The 19,672-nt window shown below is 31.1% G+C and carries 18 protein-coding genes and 4 tRNA genes; 12 read left to right on the top strand and 10 right to left on the bottom strand.

The annotated features are described in order from the left end of the window. Positions 1-4: 4 nt before the first annotated feature. Positions 5-1,306, bottom strand: coding sequence for a peptidylprolyl isomerase (locus VE128_01720; GenBank protein HZD84244.1), 1,302 nt, complete (start codon positions 1,304-1,306; stop codon positions 5-7). Further along, the gene (locus tag VE128_01715; protein ID HZD84243.1) at positions 1,303-2,481 is read right to left on the bottom strand and encodes a pyridoxal phosphate-dependent aminotransferase; all 1,179 of its coding nucleotides are present in this window, start codon (positions 2,479-2,481) and stop codon (positions 1,303-1,305) included. The genes VE128_01720 and VE128_01715 overlap by 4 nt, the downstream gene beginning before the upstream one ends. 17 nt (positions 2,482-2,498) lie before the next feature. Between VE128_01715 and rsmG the strand changes: the two genes are divergently transcribed. From rsmG to truB, 3 genes are read left to right on the top strand one after another with little or no spacing between them, the layout of a single operon-like run. Further along, positions 2,499-3,131 carry a 16S rRNA (guanine(527)-N(7))-methyltransferase RsmG gene (gene rsmG / locus VE128_01710; GenBank protein ID HZD84242.1) on the top strand — a complete coding sequence of 211 codons (633 nt, stop codon included), beginning with the start codon at positions 2,499-2,501 and terminating at the stop codon, positions 3,129-3,131. Positions 3,132-3,156: 25 nt separating this feature from the next. Next, a complete protein-coding gene (locus VE128_01705) occupies positions 3,157-5,073 on the top strand; it encodes a DNA topoisomerase subunit B (GenBank protein HZD84241.1) in 1,917 nt (638 codons plus the stop codon). Continuing rightward, positions 5,054-5,785 (top strand): tRNA pseudouridine(55) synthase TruB, encoded by a 732-nt coding sequence (truB, locus tag VE128_01700; protein HZD84240.1) that lies wholly within the window; start codon positions 5,054-5,056, stop codon positions 5,783-5,785. The genes VE128_01705 and truB overlap by 20 nt, the downstream gene beginning before the upstream one ends. On the opposite strand, the gene rpsP is transcribed toward truB, so the two are convergent. Beyond that, positions 5,782-6,096: a 30S ribosomal protein S16 gene (rpsP, locus tag VE128_01695; GenBank protein HZD84239.1), complete on the bottom strand. Its 315-nt coding sequence runs from the start codon at positions 6,094-6,096 to the stop codon at positions 5,782-5,784. The genes truB and rpsP overlap by 4 nt on opposite strands. Before the next feature lie 113 nt (positions 6,097-6,209). Here rpsP and VE128_01690 point away from each other — a divergent pair. From VE128_01690 to VE128_01665, 6 genes are all read left to right on the top strand, one after another. Beyond that, positions 6,210-6,280: transfer RNA gene (locus VE128_01690), tRNA-Gln, on the top strand. 18 nt (positions 6,281-6,298) lie between these two features. Further along, a complete protein-coding gene (locus VE128_01685; GenBank protein ID HZD84238.1) occupies positions 6,299-7,459 on the top strand; it encodes a cysteine desulfurase family protein in 1,161 nt (386 codons plus the stop codon). Between the two features lie 40 nt (positions 7,460-7,499). After that, entirely contained in the window at positions 7,500-7,841 is a 342-nt protein-coding gene (gene rpsF / locus VE128_01680) for a 30S ribosomal protein S6 (protein ID HZD84237.1), read from the top strand. 12 nt (positions 7,842-7,853) lie between these two features. Further along, positions 7,854-8,144, top strand: a complete 291-nt coding sequence (gene rpsR / locus VE128_01675) for a 30S ribosomal protein S18 (protein HZD84236.1) — start codon at positions 7,854-7,856, stop codon at positions 8,142-8,144. Positions 8,145-8,161: 17 nt separating this feature from the next. Then, complete coding sequence (gene rplI / locus VE128_01670) at positions 8,162-8,593, top strand: 50S ribosomal protein L9 (GenBank protein ID HZD84235.1); 432 nt, start codon at positions 8,162-8,164, stop codon at positions 8,591-8,593. Beyond that, positions 8,577-10,106, top strand: a complete 1,530-nt coding sequence (locus VE128_01665; GenBank protein HZD84234.1) for a glycine--tRNA ligase — start codon at positions 8,577-8,579, stop codon at positions 10,104-10,106. Before rplI ends, VE128_01665 begins: the two co-directional genes overlap by 17 nt. Positions 10,107-10,112: 6 nt before the next feature. Here VE128_01665 and VE128_01660 read toward each other — a convergent pair. After that, positions 10,113-10,186: transfer RNA gene (locus VE128_01660), tRNA-Ile, on the bottom strand. 387 nt (positions 10,187-10,573) lie between these two features. On the opposite strand from VE128_01660, the gene VE128_01655 reads away from it, so the two are divergent. Continuing rightward, on the top strand, positions 10,574-13,126 hold the full coding sequence (locus VE128_01655; GenBank protein HZD84233.1) for a valine--tRNA ligase: 2,553 nt from the start codon (positions 10,574-10,576) through the stop codon (positions 13,124-13,126). Here the strand turns inward: VE128_01655 and VE128_01650 are convergent. After that, the gene (locus VE128_01650) at positions 13,092-13,505 is read right to left on the bottom strand and encodes a nucleoside-diphosphate kinase (GenBank protein HZD84232.1); all 414 of its coding nucleotides are present in this window, start codon (positions 13,503-13,505) and stop codon (positions 13,092-13,094) included. The two genes, VE128_01655 and VE128_01650, sit on opposite strands and share 35 nt — an antisense overlap. An 18-nt stretch (positions 13,506-13,523) precedes the next feature. Here VE128_01650 and rsmH point away from each other — a divergent pair, with 18 nt between their 5' ends. Further along, positions 13,524-14,372, top strand: a complete 849-nt coding sequence (gene rsmH, locus VE128_01645; GenBank protein HZD84231.1) for a 16S rRNA (cytosine(1402)-N(4))-methyltransferase RsmH — start codon at positions 13,524-13,526, stop codon at positions 14,370-14,372. Positions 14,373-14,432: 60 nt separating this feature from the next. On the opposite strand, the gene VE128_01640 is transcribed toward rsmH, so the two are convergent. The 4 genes from VE128_01640 to gltX are packed head-to-tail and all read right to left on the bottom strand — an operon-like array spanning position 14,433 to position 19,438. After that, on the bottom strand, positions 14,433-15,200 hold the full coding sequence (locus VE128_01640; GenBank protein HZD84230.1) for a succinate dehydrogenase/fumarate reductase iron-sulfur subunit: 768 nt from the start codon (positions 15,198-15,200) through the stop codon (positions 14,433-14,435). A 3-nt stretch (positions 15,201-15,203) separates the two neighbouring features. Next, on the bottom strand, positions 15,204-17,207 hold the full coding sequence (locus VE128_01635) for a fumarate reductase/succinate dehydrogenase flavoprotein subunit (GenBank protein ID HZD84229.1): 2,004 nt from the start codon (positions 17,205-17,207) through the stop codon (positions 15,204-15,206). A gap of 20 nt (positions 17,208-17,227) precedes the next feature. Beyond that, positions 17,228-17,872: a succinate dehydrogenase cytochrome b subunit gene (locus VE128_01630; protein HZD84228.1), complete on the bottom strand. Its 645-nt coding sequence runs from the start codon at positions 17,870-17,872 to the stop codon at positions 17,228-17,230. Between the two features lie 45 nt (positions 17,873-17,917). Beyond that, positions 17,918-19,438 (bottom strand): glutamate--tRNA ligase, encoded by a 1,521-nt coding sequence (gltX, locus tag VE128_01625; GenBank protein ID HZD84227.1) that lies wholly within the window; start codon positions 19,436-19,438, stop codon positions 17,918-17,920. Positions 19,439-19,482: 44 nt separating this feature from the next. On the opposite strand from gltX, the gene VE128_01620 reads away from it, so the two are divergent. Then, positions 19,483-19,568: transfer RNA gene (locus tag VE128_01620), tRNA-Leu, on the top strand. A 20-nt stretch (positions 19,569-19,588) separates the two neighbouring features. Here the strand turns inward: VE128_01620 and VE128_01615 are convergent. Continuing rightward, positions 19,589-19,662, bottom strand: a tRNA-Asp gene (locus tag VE128_01615). Between the last annotated feature and the right edge of the window lie 10 nt (positions 19,663-19,672).

The following is a 19,672-nucleotide window of genomic DNA, read 5'->3' as shown; positions in this document are numbered from 1 at the left end:
ATAACTATCTTTTTATAGCCTTAAATGCTTTTCCCGGAAAACATTTTTGAAAGTTCTCCCCTATTCCAATAAAAATATCAGGAATATGAAAATTAACCCATTTTGTAAGTTCGTTTGAAGATTTTTCCATACTAACAAAGTTTTTTAAAAACTGATATTCATTTTCAAGAGTAGGTTTATGTGCAGGAATCCTTTTTAAAATTTTTAAAAGAAAATAAGCTTTTTTTCCTTTGATTTCATCTTCATAAGTGTATGAAATACCTCCATTTTTTACATGAATCAATGCTGAATAGGAATTTTTCGATAATTGATTTTTATCCAGAGAGAATTTAAAGTCATCTTCTATTGAATATTTCTCTAAAGCTTCTTCAAAGCTTATTTTCTTTTTATAAAGAAACTCTCTAATTGAGTCAGCGTATTTTTTTGTTTTATCCATTTCTTCTTTTGAAGAATTTTTTTTCATCAATATATTCCTATAATCAATCCTATTTTTTCTTAGTTTTTCCAATTTTACAATTTGAAATCCAAATTCAGATTCAAAAGGTTCGGATATTTCCCCTTCTTTTAAAGAAGAGAGCACTCGATATAGTGTTGAGCTCATATTACTCGTATTCATATTTTTTATCAATCCACCTTTAAAAGCTGTAGAATTATCTTGGGAATAAGCAATTGCTTCTACTTCAAAAGTAGAACCTTTTTCTATGTATTTTTTTATTTTTTCAAGCTTATTTATAATTTCTTTCCTATGTGAATTTTTTAGCTTAGGATAAAAAACTATTCGATAGAAATATAATTTTTCTGGAAAAATAGGGAGTTTTTCTTTATGTTTTTTGCAAAATTCTTGTACTTCAAATGGGCTTACATTAACATTAGAAGTAATTTTTTCTTTAAAAAACTGTTTTATTAGTTCGTTATTTCTTACATTCTCAGTATACTCTTCAGAAAGTTCTTTAACAGAATTTTTCTCGTATTTTTTTAAAAGATTTTTCATTCCCCCTACTTGAATAGCAAGCTCTTTTAAAATTTTTTTAACTCGTAAACGTATTTGATCAACAGAAATTCTATTAGAAATATTTTTATCTTTTTTTGCATGATATAGTAAAACATTACTTTTGATCATTTCTTTTAAAACTTCACATGAAGTTAGTTTTTTATCCGTATTGAGGATGTTTTCTCTAACATCAGATTCTGAAATAATTTTATCCCCAATAATAGCGGCAACACCGTCAATTTTTTGTTTTTGTTGAGCATTTAATGCATAAAAAACTATAAAAAAAACTAGAAAAAAGAAAGTTTTGTTTTTCATTTTTTTAATTTATTTAAAAGATTTTTAATTCTTCTAAATGCTTCAAGCAGCTTGCTTTCTGACATAGCGTAAGAAATGCGCAAATGCTTTTCTTTTCCGAAAGAGGATCCTCCAATAGTCAAAACTTTAATTTTTTCTAGTAAAATCATAGCTAAATCATCAGAATTTTTTATGAAAGTTCCAGAAATATTTTTGTGTAGAAGATTCGAAACATCAGGAAAAACATAAAAAGTTCCATTTGGAATATTGGATTGAAATCCAGGAATTTTATCTAGAAATTCCAAGACTAAATTTCTACGTTTTTTTAATGATACAATCATAGATTTCATACTTGAAGCTAAAGCTGCAATAGTAGCTCTCTGCGAAATAGAATTAGCTCCAGAAGTCATTTGCCCTTGTACTTTTTCGCAAGCTTTGGCTATCCATTCTGGGGCTCCAATATATCCTATCCTCCAGCCAGTCATAGAGAAGGCTTTAGATATCCCATTAATGGTAATAGTTTGTCCGTAAACCTCTGGAATAGAGGCAATACTTGCATGGGATCTATAACAAATGTGTTCATAAATCTCGTCTGAGACGATCACTATATTTTTATGTTTGCTTAATATCTTAGCTAAAGATTTTAATTCGCTTTTAGAATAAACACCTCCAGATGGATTAGATGGAGAACTAAAAATAAAAGCTCTTGTTTTAGAGGTTATAGATTTTTCTAATTGTATGGCTGTTACTTTGAAATTTGTTTTTCTATCTGTATGAATTATTACAGGTTTTGCTTCGCAAAGTTTTACCATTTCGTAATAACTTACCCAATACGGAGCTGGAATGATTACTTCGTCATCTGAATTAAGAATGGATAGAAAAACATTTATAATGGACTGTTTAACTCCGGTTGAGACGACAATTTGAGAAGGATTATAATTTAATCCATTATCACGTTTAAATTTTTTGCATATGGTTTCACGTAAATCGTAATATCCTGATATTGGGGAATATTTATGATATCCATCATCTATAGCTTTTTTAGCTGCATGAAGAATAAATCCTGGTGGATTAAAGTCAGGTTCTCCTATGCCTAGATTGATAATGTTTTTGTATCCTTTGTTTCTAGCTATGTTGGCCATATAAAGAGTTTTTGAAAAACTCATATTTTTTAAACGATAGGAAATATTTTTCATATTGAAAAAAATATACAATGAAATTAATTCAGAAATATTTTCCAAAACTTAATTCAAGGCAACTTGAACAGTTTTCTAAAATGAAAGAGATATACTATTTCTGGAATAAGAAAATTAATTTAATTTCAAAAAAATCCTTCGATTCTTTTTATCAGAATCATGTTTTGCATTCGCTAGGAATAGCTAAAATTGTTTCTATTATGCCTGGTTCTAACATTATAGACGTTGGAACTGGAGGTGGTTTTCCAGGAATCCCACTCGCTATTTTATTTCCAGATAGTGATTTTCTTCTGGTAGATTACAGAGAGAAGAAAATAAAAGCGACAAAAAGCATATCTAAAGAGTTATTTATAAATAATGTTCGGACTATTTGTATAAGAGCTGAAAAAACAAAAGGAAAATTTGACTTTATTTTAAATAGAGCAGTAACAAAAATTCCTCGTTTATATGCTTGGGTTAAAGGAAAATTTATCTATAAATCCAAGCATGCTTTCCCTAATGGCATTTTTTCTATAAAAGGAGGGAATCTATCTGAAGAACTTAGCCTATTCCCTAATGCTATTGAATTTCCTTTAATGAACTACTTTAAAATAGCTTTTTTTTTTGGAAAAAAGGTCGTATATTTACCGTGCGCAAAAAAGAGTTTTTAAGGTTTTCTTTTAATCCTAAATTTCTATGAATACATATACAGCGGATAACATTCTCTACCTTGATAGCATTGAACATATTCGGACTAGACCTTCAATGTACATTGGAGATACTGGACTAAAAGGATTTCATCATCTAGTTTACGAAGTTGTGGATAATTCTATGGACGAGGCTTTAACAGGTTTTTGTAACGAAATTAATGTCATTATCAATTCAGATAAATCTATCACTGTAATAGATAATGGAAGAGGAATTCCAGTAGATTTTCACAAAAAAGAAGGGTGCTCCGCATTAGAGGTTGTGCTTACTAAGATTGGAGCTGGGGGAAAATTTGATAAAAACTCTTATAAAATTTCTGGAGGACTTCACGGTATAGGAATTTCTTGTGTTAATGCTCTATCCAGTCTACTTTTTGTAAAAGTATTTCGAGAAGGGAAAGTTTTTTTCCAAGAATATTCAAGAGGTAAATCAGTGAGCAAGGTAGAACAGATAAGTCAAAGCAATAAACCTAAAAAAAGTGGGACTGAAATAACTTTTCAGGCAGATGAAAACATTTTTAAATTTAAAAATGTTTCATACAGTTATGAAACAATTGCCATACGATTGCGTGAGTTATCTTTCTTAGAGCGGGGAATTTACATAAATCTTATTGACGAAAGAGAAATTTCTGAAGTAGGAATTCCTAGAATGGAAAAATTTTTTTCTGAAGGAGGATTGAAAGATTTTATTTTATTTTTAGACAAAAATAGAGTTCCTATTATACCTGAAGTTATCTATATATCTGGTAAAAAGGAAAAGGTATCTATTGAAGTGGCTATGCGATATAACCATTCTTTCGAAGAAAACATCCATTCTTATGTTAATAACATTAAGACCAATGAAGGAGGAACACATTTAACTGGATTTAGACGAGCACTCACTAAAACTTTTAAAAAATATAGTTTATTGAATAAAGAAAAAGTGGAATTTACTGGGGATGATTTTAGAGAAGGGATTACGGCTATTGTTTCAGTAAAAATTTCCCATCCTCAATTTGAAGGGCAAACGAAAACTAAACTTGGAAACCCTGAAGTAAGTGGTGCTGTCGAAAAAATCGTAGTAAATTACCTAAGGAAATTTATTGAAGAAAATCCTAGATTTTCTAGTAAAATACTGGAAAAAGTACTTTTAGCGTCTAAAGCTCGACTAGCCGCTAAAAAGGTTAGAGATTTTATGCAAAAAAATAATTCAAACAATTCTATTAGTTTTCCGGTAAAATTAGCGGATTGTTCTTTAAATAATCCAGAAAAATGTGAAATCTATCTGGTTGAAGGGGATTCTGCTGGAGGTACTGCAAAACAAGGAAGAGATAGAAATTTTCAAGCAATTTTGCCTTTAAAGGGTAAAATATTAAATGTGGAGAAGTCTCTACAGTACAGAGCATTTGAGAATGAAGAAATCAGAAATATTTTTTCATCCTTAGGATTAGGAATAAAAACAGATAATAAAGAACTGAATTTAGAAAGACTACGTTATCATAAAATTATAATTATGACTGATGCGGATACAGACGGGAGTCACATTTCTACACTTATTTTAACATTTTTTTTCCGATATATGAGAACTTTGATTGAGAAAGGTTACATTTATATTGCAACTCCCCCTCTATACATGATCAAAAAAGGAAATAGAAAAGTCTATGCTTGGAGTGATAGAGAGAGAGAAAAACTTATATCCGAAGTAAAAAAAGGGATAATCGTTCAACGATATAAAGGATTGGGAGAAATGACAGCCGAGCAATTATGGGATACTACAATGAATCCAGAAAATAGAACCTTACGTAAAGTAAATATAGAAAACTTGGTAGACACAGATCGTATTTTTTCATTGTTAATGGGAGATGATGTTACATCAAGAAAAAAATTTATAGAAATGAACGCACTTAATGCTACAATTGACACCTAATATTTACATTTATTTGATTATTTTAATTGATAAACCCTTAGGTTGGACATCTTTTTATGTCTTAAACAAAATTAGATGGAAGATTAAACATTTTTTTCAAATAGAAAAAGTAAAAGTTGGACATACAGGAACACTAGATCCTCTAGCTTCAGGTATTCTTATTATATGTATTGGTTTAGCTACTAAAAAAATAAATCTCTCTCAATATAAAGAAAAAATATATACTGGAATGATGAAATTGGGAGCAACAACTCCTTCTCTAGATTCTGAGACTTCTGAAGATGAAATTTTAGAGACTTCTGAAATTTTAAAGCACATTACTTCAGAAAATATTCAAAAAAACCAAAAAAAATTTATAGGGGACATCTATCAAATCCCCCCTATATTTTCCGCTCTTAAAAAAAATGGAGAAAAGCTTTATAATATAGCTAGAAAAGGAAAATTTGTAAAAATCCTACACAGGAAAGTAAAAATACATAATTTTGAAATTACCGATATAAATTTACCTTTTCTTAAATTCAGAATATGTTGCGGAAAAGGGGTATATATACGAAAATTAGCTAAAGACTTTGGAAGATCACTTAATAACAAAGGCTATCTTTGTTACTTAAGAAGAAAAAGAATCGGTGAATTATCAGTATATGATTCCTATATACTAGAAGAGTTTTATCAGTATAAAAATTTACCTTTTCTCTTTAATCCATATTTTTAAGCCACGCTTGGTATAACGTTCTGCCTCATTTTCATACCTTTCTTTACCCAGACTAATAAGTGTTTTCTTAACAAAACTCCTTTATTGGAAAGAATAGAACGAGTTGCCTTCGTTGGTTTAGCTCCTTTTTGGAGCCAAGAAAGAGTTGCATCTGTATCCAAGGTGATAGAAGGAGGATCAGAATGCGGATTGTATATACCTAATTTTTTAATAAATCTCCCATTTCTAGGAGAACGAGAATCAGAAACGACAACAGTATAGAAAGCTCTTCCCTTTCTTCCTCGTCTTTGTAAACGAATTTTTACTGACATAAACGATTTTATAGTTTAGAGAAACAAATTAAGAAAAAAAAAATTAAAAAAAAAAATTTTTTTAAAATTTACGATCATTTTTATATTTTTTTAGATTCATTATTATCTAGATTAGACACGTGGTGTAAGGGGAGCACAGCAGATTTTGGTTCTGTTAGCTAGGGTTCGAATCCCTACGTGTCTACTTTTATACTTAATATCAATGAGTAAAATATATCTAGATAACGCGGCAAGCACTCCAATAAGGCAAGAGGTCATTCAAGTTATGAATGATGTTTTAAAAAACTATATCGGGAATCCTTCTTCTTCACATCAATTCGGACGAAGAAATAAGGCTCTTATTGAAAGATCAAGAATATCTATTGCGAGTTCGATCCATGCACTTCCTTCAGAAATTATTTTTACTTCTGGAGGAACAGAAGCTAATAATCTAGTTTTGCGATCTGCAATTAGAGATTTAAAAGTAAAACGTATTTTAAGTTCGCCAATTGAACATAAATCAGTTTTAGACACTATTTTAGATATAGCTCGATGTTCAAAAATTGTTATAGAATTAATTAAATTAGAAGAAAAAGGATCAATTGACAGAGAAGATCTAGAGAGAAAATTAAAAAATAATTCTATAACGACAATAGTAAGCTTAATGCATGCGAACAATGAAATTGGGAATATATCAGATCTAGAAGAAATAGGGTTTATTTGCAAAAAATATGGATCTTATTTTCATTCCGACATAGTACAAACAGTGGGACATTTCCCTATTAATGTAAAAAATATACCCTTAGATTTTGCAGTAGCAAGCGCTCACAAATTTTACGGTCCATTGGGAATTGGATTTGTTTTTATTCGTAAAGGCCTCTTGGTTAATCCATTTTTAACGGGGGGTGGACAAGAAAAAAATCTCCGAGCTGGAACTGAAAACATTTGCGGTATTGTTGGTATGACTAAGGCGCTAGAATTAGCTTATTCTTCTCTAAATGAAGAAAAAGGAAAGATAGAAACATTAAAAAAATATTGCATTTCAGAACTTAAAAGAGAAATTCCTGAAATAAAATTCAATGGTTTCTCAGATTTTTTGGATAAAAGCTTATATACAATATTGAACATTTCAATTCCAATTAAAAATAATATTCTAAGTTTTTTTTTAGACCTGAAAGGTATAGCTGTTTCGCTAGGTAGTGCATGCGCATCTAGTTATGTAAGAAGATCGCATGTTATTGAAGCTGTTTCAGGTAAAGATCCCTCTAGTTATCTTAGAATCTCATTTGGAATCTTTAATAAAATGAAAGATATTGATGCTTTTATAGAGGCTTTGATAGAAATAAAAAAAAATATAGGGAAGACTTTTTGGGTCAAAATTTGAGGTAAAGAGACTTTATCTCAAAAAAAAAAAATGTATTCGAATGTTTAGCTTCTATGAAACTATTATAATAGTTACTCCTGTATTATCAGAAAAACAAGTAAAAGATCTCGTAAAAGAGTACGAAGAACTTATACTCAAGAGTAGAGGGAGAATTATACATCAAGAACATTGGGGAATGAAAAAACTTGCTTTTACGATAAAAAGAAAAAAAATGGCTAATTACCATTTATATGAGTATTCTATAAATCCAAAAGAGATAGCCAATATCCACCTTAGACTTAGACGTGATTACCGAATTATCAGGTTCTTAATGGTTAAGATGAACAAAGATGCGAGAAACTATGCAGAAATACGAAGAAATAAAAAACAATATAAAAATTAAACTGTATTGGTCATGTTAGAAAAAAACAATCAAAAGACTGAAGAAAGTGAGATAAAATTTCTCACTCCCTTAAATTTGGAGGTAAAAACTAAAAAAAAATACTGCTTTTTCAAAAAGTTTGGTATTAAATATATAGACTATAAAGATCCAAATTTTTTGATAAAATTTCTAAATGCACAAGGAAAAATTCTACCTCGAAGGATTACAGGGACCTCTAAGAAAAATCAACGAAAACTCAGCATCTCCATAAAAAGAGCCAGATATCTTGGTTTTCTTCCATACATAACGGATGATCTTCGTTGATATAAAAAACTTTGCTTATGAAAATTATCCTTAAAAAGGACGTAAAAATCCTTGGATTTAAAAATGATTTGTTTAACGTAAAGCCTGGATTCGCTAGAAATTACCTAATACCAAAGGGTCTAGCTTTGATAGCTACTACTGGAATTATTAAAGAGCATAGAGAAATTTTAAAACAAAGGTCTAAAAAAGAAGAATTTCTCCTTAAAAAAGCAAAGGAAATAGCATATAAAATTAAACGTATATATGTTAGTTTGCTAGTTAAAAAGGCTCTAGAAAATAGAGATTTAGCAAAATTTTTTCAAAAAAGAGGTTTTCCAATCGAAAACGAATCGATTAAAATCATGGGTAATAATAAGATAAAAACTGCAGGAAAATATAAAGCCATTGTAAGATTACATCGTAAAGTGGAAGTTAAAATATCATTTAACGTTTATGAAAAAAATCAATAACGATCATTTAAAAAATGTTATTGCTCATGCAAAATCTTATGGATTTGTGTTCAAGTCAAGCGAAATTTATGATGGTATGAATGCAGTATATGATTATGGTCCATATGGTATAGGATTAAAGAATAACATAAAGGAATTCTGGTGGAAGTCTATGGTTCAATTGCGAGAAAATATTGTGGGAATTGATTCAGCTATTCTTATGCATCCGCATATCTGGAAGTCATCTGGACACTTGGATGCTTTTAACGACTTGATGATTTTCAATAAAGATAGTAATAGACGCTACCGCGTGGATGTTTTGATAGAAAACTACATAGAAAAAATACAAAATAAAATAAAGAAAGAATTATATAAAGCGAAAAAATGTTCAGGATTATATTTTAATGAAAAAAAATTTCTAAACACAGATCCTAAAGTAAAATATTATAGAGATAAGGAAAAAAAAATTATTATGCGAATGGCTAGGTCATTTGAGAAGAATGACTTGAAGGATCTTCAATTCTTGATTGAAGAACTAGATATAAGGGATCCAGAAACAGGATCTAGAAATTGGGAGGAGGTTCGTAAGTTTAATTTGATGTTTCAAATTGGAGGAACTAAAGAAGGAATTTACTTGAGGCCTGAAACTGCGCAAGGTATTTTTGTTAATTTTTCTAAGGTGCAAAAAAGCGCAAGAATGAAAATACCTTTTGGTATAGCTCAAATTGGAAAATCCTTTAGAAATGAAATAATGGCAAGAACATTTATTTTTAGAATGCGTGAATTTGAACAGATGGAAATGCAGTTTTTCGTATCTCCAGGAGATGAAATTAAATGGTATGAATATTGGAAAAACGCTAGAATGAAATGGCATCTAACTTTAGGATTAGGAAAAGATAAATATCGTTTTTATGATCATAAAAAACTAGCGCATTATGCTAATGCTGCAAGTGATATCGAATTTAGTTTCCCGTTTGGATTTAGAGAGCTAGAAGGAATTCATTCCAGAACGGATTTTGATTTGAAAAATCACGAAAAACATTCTAGAAAAAATTTAAAATATTTTGATTACATTAAAAATAAAAATTATCTACCTTCTGTAATAGAAACTTCTCTAGGCCTAGATAGGATGTTCTTATCTGTTTTTTCTTCTTCTCTTAAAGAAGAGAATACTAAAAATAGTCAACGTCTTTTCCTTAAACTACACCCTAGTCTAGCTCCTGTTAAAGCTGCAGTTTTGCCTTTAGTAAAAAAAGATGGACTGGCTGAAATGGCTAAAAAAATTTTCCATACACTTAAAACTGATCACCAAATTACTTACGATGAAAATGAATCTATAGGAAAACGTTATCGTCGACAAGATGCAATTGGCACTCCTATTTGTATCACTATTGACTATGATAGTTTTCAAGATGAAAGTATAACCGTAAGATTTAGAGATAATATGAAACAAAAGAGACTTTTTATTAAAGAACTAACCTATTTTTTGAATAGAGAAACCGGAATAACAAGTTTATTGAAAAATCTCTATTAGAGTAAGTGGTCCCAGCTAGATTCGAACTAGCGACCTTCTGATTATGAGTCAGATGCTCTAACCGTCTGAGCTATAGGACCTATTGGACAATAAGCCGGATTCTGTCCTCTAGCTTTATCATTTCTCTTTGATAAGAATTACTTCTTACCTACAGCAGCCTACCCCTTGACAAAAACGGCTAGGCTACCTACAATGTCAGTATACATGGCATTACACAACGCAGAGTTTACCTGATTTCACTACAGCCTAACTGTATTTTCTTTCTGTTGCACTAGTCCTCGCTTTTTGCGTCCGGGAATTATCCGGTGCTTACGCATTTTTGTGTCCAGACTTTCCTCATTTTAACTAAATGCGATAAAGCGTCCATTATTTTTTATAAGATAAGAAATAATACGTATGTTCTCTATTTGATTAAATGCTAAGCTTTTTTTATTAGGTTTTTTAATGGCATGTTACTAAGAGTTTAAATGAAAATTACTGCAAAATACAATTCAAAGTCTGTGGAAGAAAAACATTCTAAGGAATGGATACAATCAGGTTTTTTTTATTCAAAGCCGGATAAAAGAAAGCCTTATACATTGGTGCTTCCTCCTCCAAATGTTACAGGAAGACTTCACATGGGACATATGCTAAACAATACCATACAAGATGTATTAGCCAGAAGAGCCAGAATGCGTAATAACAATGTTTGTTGGGTTCCAGGAACTGATCATGCATCTATTGCAACAGAGAATAAAGTGGTAAATCAACTAAAAAAAGAAGGTATTTCTAAAGAATATTTAGGAAGAAAAGCTTTTCTAGCCAGAGTTTGGAATTGGACAAATAAACATCGAAATATCATTTTCGACCAATTAAAAAGACTAGGATGCTCCTGTGATTGGAGAAGAAGTAGATTTACACTAGATTCAAGGTTTTCTGAATCAGTTACAAAGGCTTTCATAGCTCTTTATAAAAAAGGATTAATATATAGAGCATATAGAATGATACATTGGGACACTGAAGTAAAAACTACTCTCTCAGATGAAGAAATCTTTTATGCAGAACGTTCTGGTAAACTTTATTACATAAAATATTTTATTGAAAACACAGAAGAATTTATTGTAGTATCAACTACACGTCCAGAATCCATTACTGGAGATTCTGCTATTTGCGTTAATCCTAACGATCAACGTTTTTTTCATTTGAAAAATCGTAGAGCGATTATTCCTATCTTAGGAAGATTAATCCCTATTATTGAAGATGAATATGTAAAAATGAGTTTTGGTACGGGATGTTTAAAGGTTACTCCATCTCATGCTTTTGCAGATAAAGCATTAGCTGAAAAACATGGTTTAGAATTTATAAAAGGGGGTAAATACAAACGAAGGGCAATCATAAAAGATCTAGAGAAAATGGGAGCTCTAGTAAGAATGGAAGAACATTTTCATAAAATAGGAATTTCAGAACGTAGTCATTCTATTATTGAACCTAGACTGTCTAGGCAATGGTTTCTTCAAGTAAAACCATTAGCTAAAAATGCTTTTAAAGCAGTGAAAAAAGGAGAAATTAAATTTTATCCAGAAGAATTAAAAAATGTATACAGATATTGGATGGAAAACTTAAAAGATTGGAATATTTCTAGGCAGTTATGGTGGGGTCACAGAATTCCAGTTTACTATTATGATAATGCTTTTGGTGTAGCAAGGAATGCAGAAGCAGCTCGTATAAAAACGAACAACCAGAGTATAGAACAGGATCCGGATGTACTAGATACTTGGTTTTCTTCTTGGCTTTGGCCAATATCTATTTTTGATAGGTCAGACATTTTATATTATTATCCAACACAAGATTTAGTAACAGCTCCAGATATTTTATTTTTTTGGGTAGCCAGAATGATTCTGGCTGGGTATTCTTTTTTAGGAGAAAAGCCTTTTAATAAGGTTTATTTTACAGGAATTGTTAGAGATAATCAACGTAAAAAAATGTCTAAATCACTAGGAAACTCACCTGAGTCTGTTGATTTAATAAATCAATATGGGGCAGATGGAGTTCGTGCAGGATTGCTATTGAGTACGAAAGCAGGGAATGATTTGCGTTTCGATAAAATTCTCTGTATCCAAGGTAGGAATTTTTCTAACAAGATATGGAATGCATTTAGATTAATTAAACAATGGGAGGAATCTTTAGGGGATAATCATATCTATTCGTCTGAGCCGTCCAGACTAGCTTTTGCCTGGTTCAATCATCGCTTCTATCAAGCTCTTGAAGAGATAGAGAAATCTTTTGAAGATTATAAGATTTCTGAAGCATTAATGATTTTATACAAACTGATTAGAGAGGACTTTTGTTCTTGTTATCTAGAACTCGTAAAACCAGATAAAGGTAAAAATATTCCTAGTGAAGTTTTTGAAAAAACCGTTGAATTTTTTGAAAATTTGCTGAAGCTTTTACATCCCTTTATGCCTTTTATCACAGAGGAAATTTGGCAAAATATCAAGATTAGATCAGCTAAGGAATATTTAATGGTTTCTGATTGGCCTAAAAAAAAAAATTATCAAACAAAGATATTAGAAGATTTCGAAAATTATGCTAAAATTATCAAGAAAATTAGATTTTTGAGAAAAAATAATAAAATATCTCAAAAAGAGCAATTATATATGTTTATTTTAACTAAAAAACCAAGGTGTAATCTATCCATTATTAAAAAATTAGGAGGAATCTCTCAAATAGAATACGTTAATAAAAAACCTATCTATGAAACTATTTCGTTCTTTTTGGGCCCAGATGAATACCATCTAAAAAAGATCTTTTTTAAACGTATAGATGAAAAAGAAAAATTAGAAAAAGACCTTCATCATTATAGAAACTTCTTAGAAAGAATTAGAAAAAATATTTCAAACAAAAAATTTATTCTGTTTGCTCCAAAAGAAATTATAGAAAGAGAAAGAAAAAAAGAATTTGACACTATTGAAAAAATTCGTTGTATAGAGAATAATCTTCATATGATTAAAAGCAATTTAGTTCAGAAAAACAAAAATTAATTTCCCTAAAAGCGCTTACATCGCTATCAGATCCATGAATAGAATTACGCTTTAAAGATTTAGCATAAGATTTTCGAATGGTTCCTTCTTTTGCTTTTTTGAAATTTGTATCTCCAATAAGCAATCTAAAATCTGAAACAGCATCTGTTTTTTCCAAAACAGCTGGAATTATTGGATGTGAACTCATAAAATCAACCAATGATTCAAAAAAAGACCTATATTTATGAACAGAATAAAATTCTTGGGCATCTTTTTTGGAAAAGATGATCATTTTTAGAGCACGAATCTTAAATCCAGAAGATATTATTTTCTCTAAAATAAGACCTCCATATCCGTTTTTAACAGCATCAGGTTTAATTATAGCAAGCGTAATTTTCATACTTTAATTGAAAACAAAATGAAAAAAAATATATATCACAAACCTGTACTAATAAATTCAAGCACAGAAAATTTGGTTTTTGATCCAGAAGGGACATATGTTGATGCGACATATGGGGGAGGTGGACATTCTAGGGCAATTTTGGAAAAACTAACCAAAAAGGGTAGGCTTTTTGCCTTTGATCAAGATGAAGAAGCGATAAAAAAAAACCCAATTAAAGACAAAAGATTAAAAATTTTTAATAAAAATTTTAGATCGATAAAAGAGGTTTTGAACCTTAAAAAAATAAATAATGTATCAGGTATTATCATTGATTTAGGAGTTTCGAGTTCCCACATTGACTCCACCTATCGAGGTTTTTCTACTCGTTTTAATTACCCTCTTGATATGCGAATGAACTTGCGTTCTAAATATTCAGCTAAAGAAATACTGAAATATTATTCAGAGAAAAAATTGAGTGAAGTTTTCCAAAAATATGGAGAATTTAAAAACAGCAAGTTTCTTGCTGAAAGTATCGTAAAAAAACGTACAAAAAAAAATATAGAAACTTCATTTGATTTAATGGAGTTATTTAAAGAAATTAAAAAGCAAAAATTTTTTTCTAGACTTTTCCAAGCACTTAGAATCGAAGTAAACGATGAAATCAACGCATTAAAAGAACTATTGACTCAATCTAGTTCTTTTTTGAGGAAAGAAGGAAGGATCTCTGTAATTTCCTATCACTCACTTGAAGACCGCTTAGTAAAACGTTTTTTCAAAACAGGTTCGTTTGAAGGTTTTTTAGAAAAAGATTTTTTCGGTAAAAAAAAAATAATCATTTGCAATCTATTTATTCCAAAGCTATTACTCCAAATAATGAGGAAATAAAAAGGAATAAACGCGCAAGAAGTGCTCGATTGAGAATAGCCAAAAAACTATAGCAATTCCTTAATCTTCTGCAAATAAAGCATTTAAAAATTCTCTATTCATTCTAGCGATGTGTTCTATAGAGATACCCTTTGGACATTGAACTTCGCATGCTCCTGTATTTGTGCAATTTCCAAAACCTTCTTTGTCCATTTGTTCCGTCATATTAAGAACACGACGTTTAGATTCAATTTTACCTTGAGGTAATAACGCCAGATGGGATACTTTGGCAGAAACGAAAAGCATTGCTGAGGAATTTTTACAAGTAGCGACGCAAGCTCCGCACCCAATGCAAGAAGACGCATCGAAAGCCTTCTCGGCATTTATCTTAGAAATAAGAATAGAATTTCCATCAATAGTCTTCCCAGATGTTCGAACGGAAATGAATCCTCCACTTGCCATAATTCGATCAAAAGCAGAACGGTCAACTACAAGATCTTTGATAACTGTAAAAGACTTGGCTCTCCAAGGTTCGATGTAAATTGTTTCCCCATCTTTAAAAGATCGTATCTGTAATTGACAAGTAGTCATATGACTATCTGAGCCATGTGCTTGTCCATTTATATAAAGAGAACACATTCCGCATATTCCTTCCCTACAATCATAATCAAAAGCTATTGGATCTAAACCTTCCAAAATTAGCCGTTCATTTAGATAATCGAGCATTTCTAAAAATGAACTTTCAGAGGAAATTTTCTCTACTGAATAGGTTTCAAATCTCCCAGATTCTTCAGTACCATTTTGCCTCCAAATTTTTAGAATAAAGCTTAAATATTTTTTCATAGAAATGTATTATTTATATGAACGTGTGGTTAATTGTACAAATTCAAAATTAAGAGGTTCTTTATACAGAACCGTGTTGTTCGATTCCCAGGCTGAAACATTAGCATAATTAGCATCATCTCTAAGTGCTTCTCCTTCTTCAGTACGATACTCTTCCCGTAAATGGCAGCCGCAAGATTCTTTCCGGGCTAAAGCATCCATAGCAATAAGCTCTCCTAGTTCAAGAAAATCAGCTAGGCGACATGCTTTTTCTAGTTCAGGATTTAAATTATTCATCTCTCCAGTTACCCTAACTTTATTCCAAAAAGATTCACGAATAATCCTAATATCGGAAATAGCCTCTTTCAAACCTTTTTCATTCCGAGACATCCCAACTTTATTCCACATTACCTTACCTAATGCTTTGTGAAAATAATCTACAGTATAACTCCCTTTTCTCTTTAAAAAATAATCTAAACGATTCCGTATTGCTGCCTCAGATTTCTTAAATTCAGGATTATTTACTGATATGGGACCGGTTCTTATTTCAGAAGCTAAATAATCAGCTATAGTATATGGTAGAATAAAATATCCGTCAGCTAATCCCTGCATTAAAGCAGAGGCACCTAGTCTATTAGCACCATGATCAGAAAAATTAGCTTCTCCAATTACATAACAACCTGGGATAGTACTCATAAGATGATAGTCAACCCAAAGACCTCCCATAGTATAATGGATGGCCGGATAAATTTTCATTGGATTATTGTATGGAGAATCCATAGTAATCTTTTCATACATCTGAAAGAGATTTCCGTATTTATCTTCTAGAACCTTACCCCCTAAAATAGAAATTTCTTTTTCAGAAGGACTTTGACAGCCAAGCTCGACAGCCTTCTCTATTCCATATTTTTGAATGGCTGATGAAAAATCTAAAAAAACTCCTTCATTAGTTTCGTTATTTTCAATTCCTAAACCAGCATCACATCGTTCCTTAGCTGCTCTAGAAGCTACATCTCTAGGAACAAGATTTCCAAAAGACGGGTACCTACGTTCCAAATAGTAATCTCTCTGATCCTCAGATACTTCTTCCGGATTCTTTCTACCATTTCTTATATCTCTAGCATCTTCTATGTTTTTAGGAACCCATATCCTTCCATCATTACGCAAAGATTCAGACATAAGAGTAAGTTTGGATTGAAAAGTTCCATGTACAGGAATGCAAGTTGGATGAATCTGCGTATAACAAGGATTAGCGAAAAAAGCCCCTTTTCTGTAAGCTTTCCAAATAGCCGTTGTATTTGCGCCCAAAGCGTTAGTTGAAAGAAAAAATACATTTCCATATCCCCCAGATGCAATTACAACAGCATGAGCAGCATGTCTTTCAATCTCTCCTGTTATCAAATTTCTCACTATAATACCTCTGGCTTTTCCATCAATAATAACCAAATCCAGCATTTCATGTCGGTTGTATATTTTTATGCTACCTTTGCCAATTTGTCTAGACAAAGCTGAATAGCTACCCAAAAGTAACTGTTGTCCAGTTTGTCCTTTTGCATAAAAAGTTCTTGAAACCTGAACGCCTCCGAAAGATCTATTTTCAAGAAACCCGCCATAATCTCTAGCAAAAGGGACTCCTTGTGCAACACATTGATCAATTATATTAGCAGATATCTCTGCTAAACGATAAACATTTGCTTCTCTTGAACGAAAATCACCTCCTTTTATAGTGTCATAAAAAAGACGGAAAACGGAATCATTATCACCTTGATAATTTTTTGCTGCATTAATTCCTCCTTGTGCTGCTATAGAGTGTGCTCTACGTGGAGAATCTTGATAACAAAAAGATTTGACTTTATACCCTAACTCAGCTAAAGTTGCTGCTGCAGATCCTCCAGATAATCCTGTACCTACAATAATTATTTCCATTTTTTTCCTGTTATTTGGAGAAACAAGCCTTAAGGAAGATTTATGATTCTTCCATTTTTCTTCTAAAGATCCAGAAGGAATTCTTGGATCTAAGACATTATTGTTCATAGTATTAAAAATGATAGAACCTAGGTTCTAAAGAAAAACCAAAGAGCGATGCTCGAAAAACCGAGAGATATAAGCCAAAAATAGATAAAACCTATTTTTTTAATGGTAGAAATATAACTTTTTTGAAAAATTCCGACCGATCTAAATGATGATTGAAATCCATGACTTAAATGGAGAGATAAAATAACGAAAGATAAAATGTAAATAAACGTATAAACTGGATTCTTAAATAAACTTATGACAAATTGATAGTTGTTTATTTTTCCATATTTATCGTTTTTCAAAGGAATAGTAAAATTTTTTAAATGTAGGATTAAAAAAAGAAGAATTAGGATTCCAGAAAAAATCATTGTCCGAGCATTAAATGGAGTATTAGCTTCCCATTTGGTATAATTTACATTTCCCCTTGCTTTTCTATTTTTTAAATGAAGAAGAATTCCTAATAAAATGTGGAGAATAAAAAAAAATGCTAACATATACTGAGAAATTTGAACAAAAGGATTACTTTCCATAAATAGTGCAGCCCTATTAAATGCTTTCTCTCCGAAAAATAGTGAAAGATTCACGCATAAATGCACAAACAAAAAAATCATCAAAAAAAAACCAGTTAACGCCATTAAAATTTTTACCCCAATAGAAGAATGAAGAAGTTTGTATAGACTCATAATTTTGGAGAAATTTTATCTCTAGATGAACAGAAAAAAATTAAATTAAACACTATCATGTAATGCTCTATAAAAACACTCTACTCTACTTAGTGTTTCTCTCTTTCCTATAATTTCCATTAGGAAAAAAATGCCCACTCCTTGCAAACTTCCGACTAAAGCAAGTCTCAAATTTTTTTGAAAAAAAACAGAACTTATGTTATGTTTTTTAGAAAAATCCTTTATTTTTATCTTTAAAGAAGATTCTTTAAAATCTTCTACAGATTCCAAGAGTTTTTTTAAATCTTTTAAGATAAAGCAGAATCTGCTTGATCTAATTTTTTGGAGATAACATTTATCATAGTTTTTAGGGTATATGAAAAAATACGATGATTGTTCCCAAAGTTCATGAATAAAACAAACTCTTTTTCTTACAGATTCTATAACCTTTCGTATATAATTTTCATCATATTTTATATGATGTTTTTCAAGATCTTTTCGAAAAAGAGCACTTATTTCGTCAAGTGTTTTTTTTTGCAGATGTTGGTGATTGAACCATCTAGCTTTTTCTATACTGAGATAGACACTGGATTTTCCAACTTTTTCCAGTGAAAATTTTCTGACTAAGTCATTCATTAGAAAAAATTCTTCCACTCCTCCAGGATTCCATCCTAAAAAAGCAAGCATATTTATGACAGCTTCTGGAAAATAACCATATTCTCTATATCCACGTATAACTATACCAGTTTCAGGGTCTTTCCATTGAATAGGAAATATCGGAAGTTCTAATTTTCCTTTATCTCGTTTACTTAGCTTTCCTTTTCCTCTTGGATTTAAAATCAATGGTAAATGAACAAATTTTGGAATTTCCCATCCAAATGATCTATATAAAAGACAATGAAATCCTATTGAGGGCAACCATTCTTCTCCCCTGATAACATGGGATATATGCATTAAATGATCATCAATAATATTAGCCAAATGATAGGTAGGCATTCCATCTGATTTAAGAAGAATTTTATCATCTAGGGTAGATGTGTTTATATGAATCTTTCCTCGTACTTCATCATATATTTCCAAACATTCGTTTTTGAAAGGGTTTTTAAACCTTACTACATAAGGCTTTTCTAATCTACGATGCACTTCCTTGGATGGTAGTGAAAGGGAATTTTCCATTTTTTCTCTAATTCTAGAATTGTAAATAAATTTTTCTCCATTATTTTGAAATTCATTTCTAATTCTATCAAGAGATTGATTGGTATCAAAAGCATAGTAAGCAAAACCTTTTTTTAGAAGTTGGGTTACATGAGAAATGTAAATATATTTCCTCTCTGATTGTCTATACGGACCATAGTTTCCTCCAAAAAATGGACTTTCATCAGGTATTATTCCACACCATTCAAGAACCTGAGATATGTATGATTCAGATTCTGAAACTAATCTTTCCGTATCTGTATCCTCTATTCGCAAAACGAAACTTCCTTGGTTTTTTCTAGCAAACAGGTAGTTATACAGAGCTGTTCTAATACTACCTAAGTGTAAAGGTCCAGTTGGACTAGGGGCGAAGCGTACCCTTACTTTTTTCATACTCATTTGATTTATGATTTATCTTTTATTATATTTTATTTAATGCCTGTGTGGTGGAATTGGCAGACACGCTAGACTCAAAATCTGGAAACCTTTATTGGTTATGCGGGTTCGATTCCCGCCATAGGTACCCTGGAAAGCTTTGCGTAGCGGTCTGAACGGGGGTCGAACCCGTGACCTCACGCGTGACAAGCGCGTATTCTAACCAACTGAACTATCAGACCTAAAATAATC

It is taken from the genome of Candidatus Angelobacter sp. (genome assembly GCA_035643775.1).
Taxonomy (GTDB): Bacteria; Bacteroidota; Bacteroidia; order Flavobacteriales; family Blattabacteriaceae; genus DASQPV01.
Note: the sequence above shows the minus strand (reverse complement) of the source record. Positions and strands in the feature narration are given on the sequence as shown.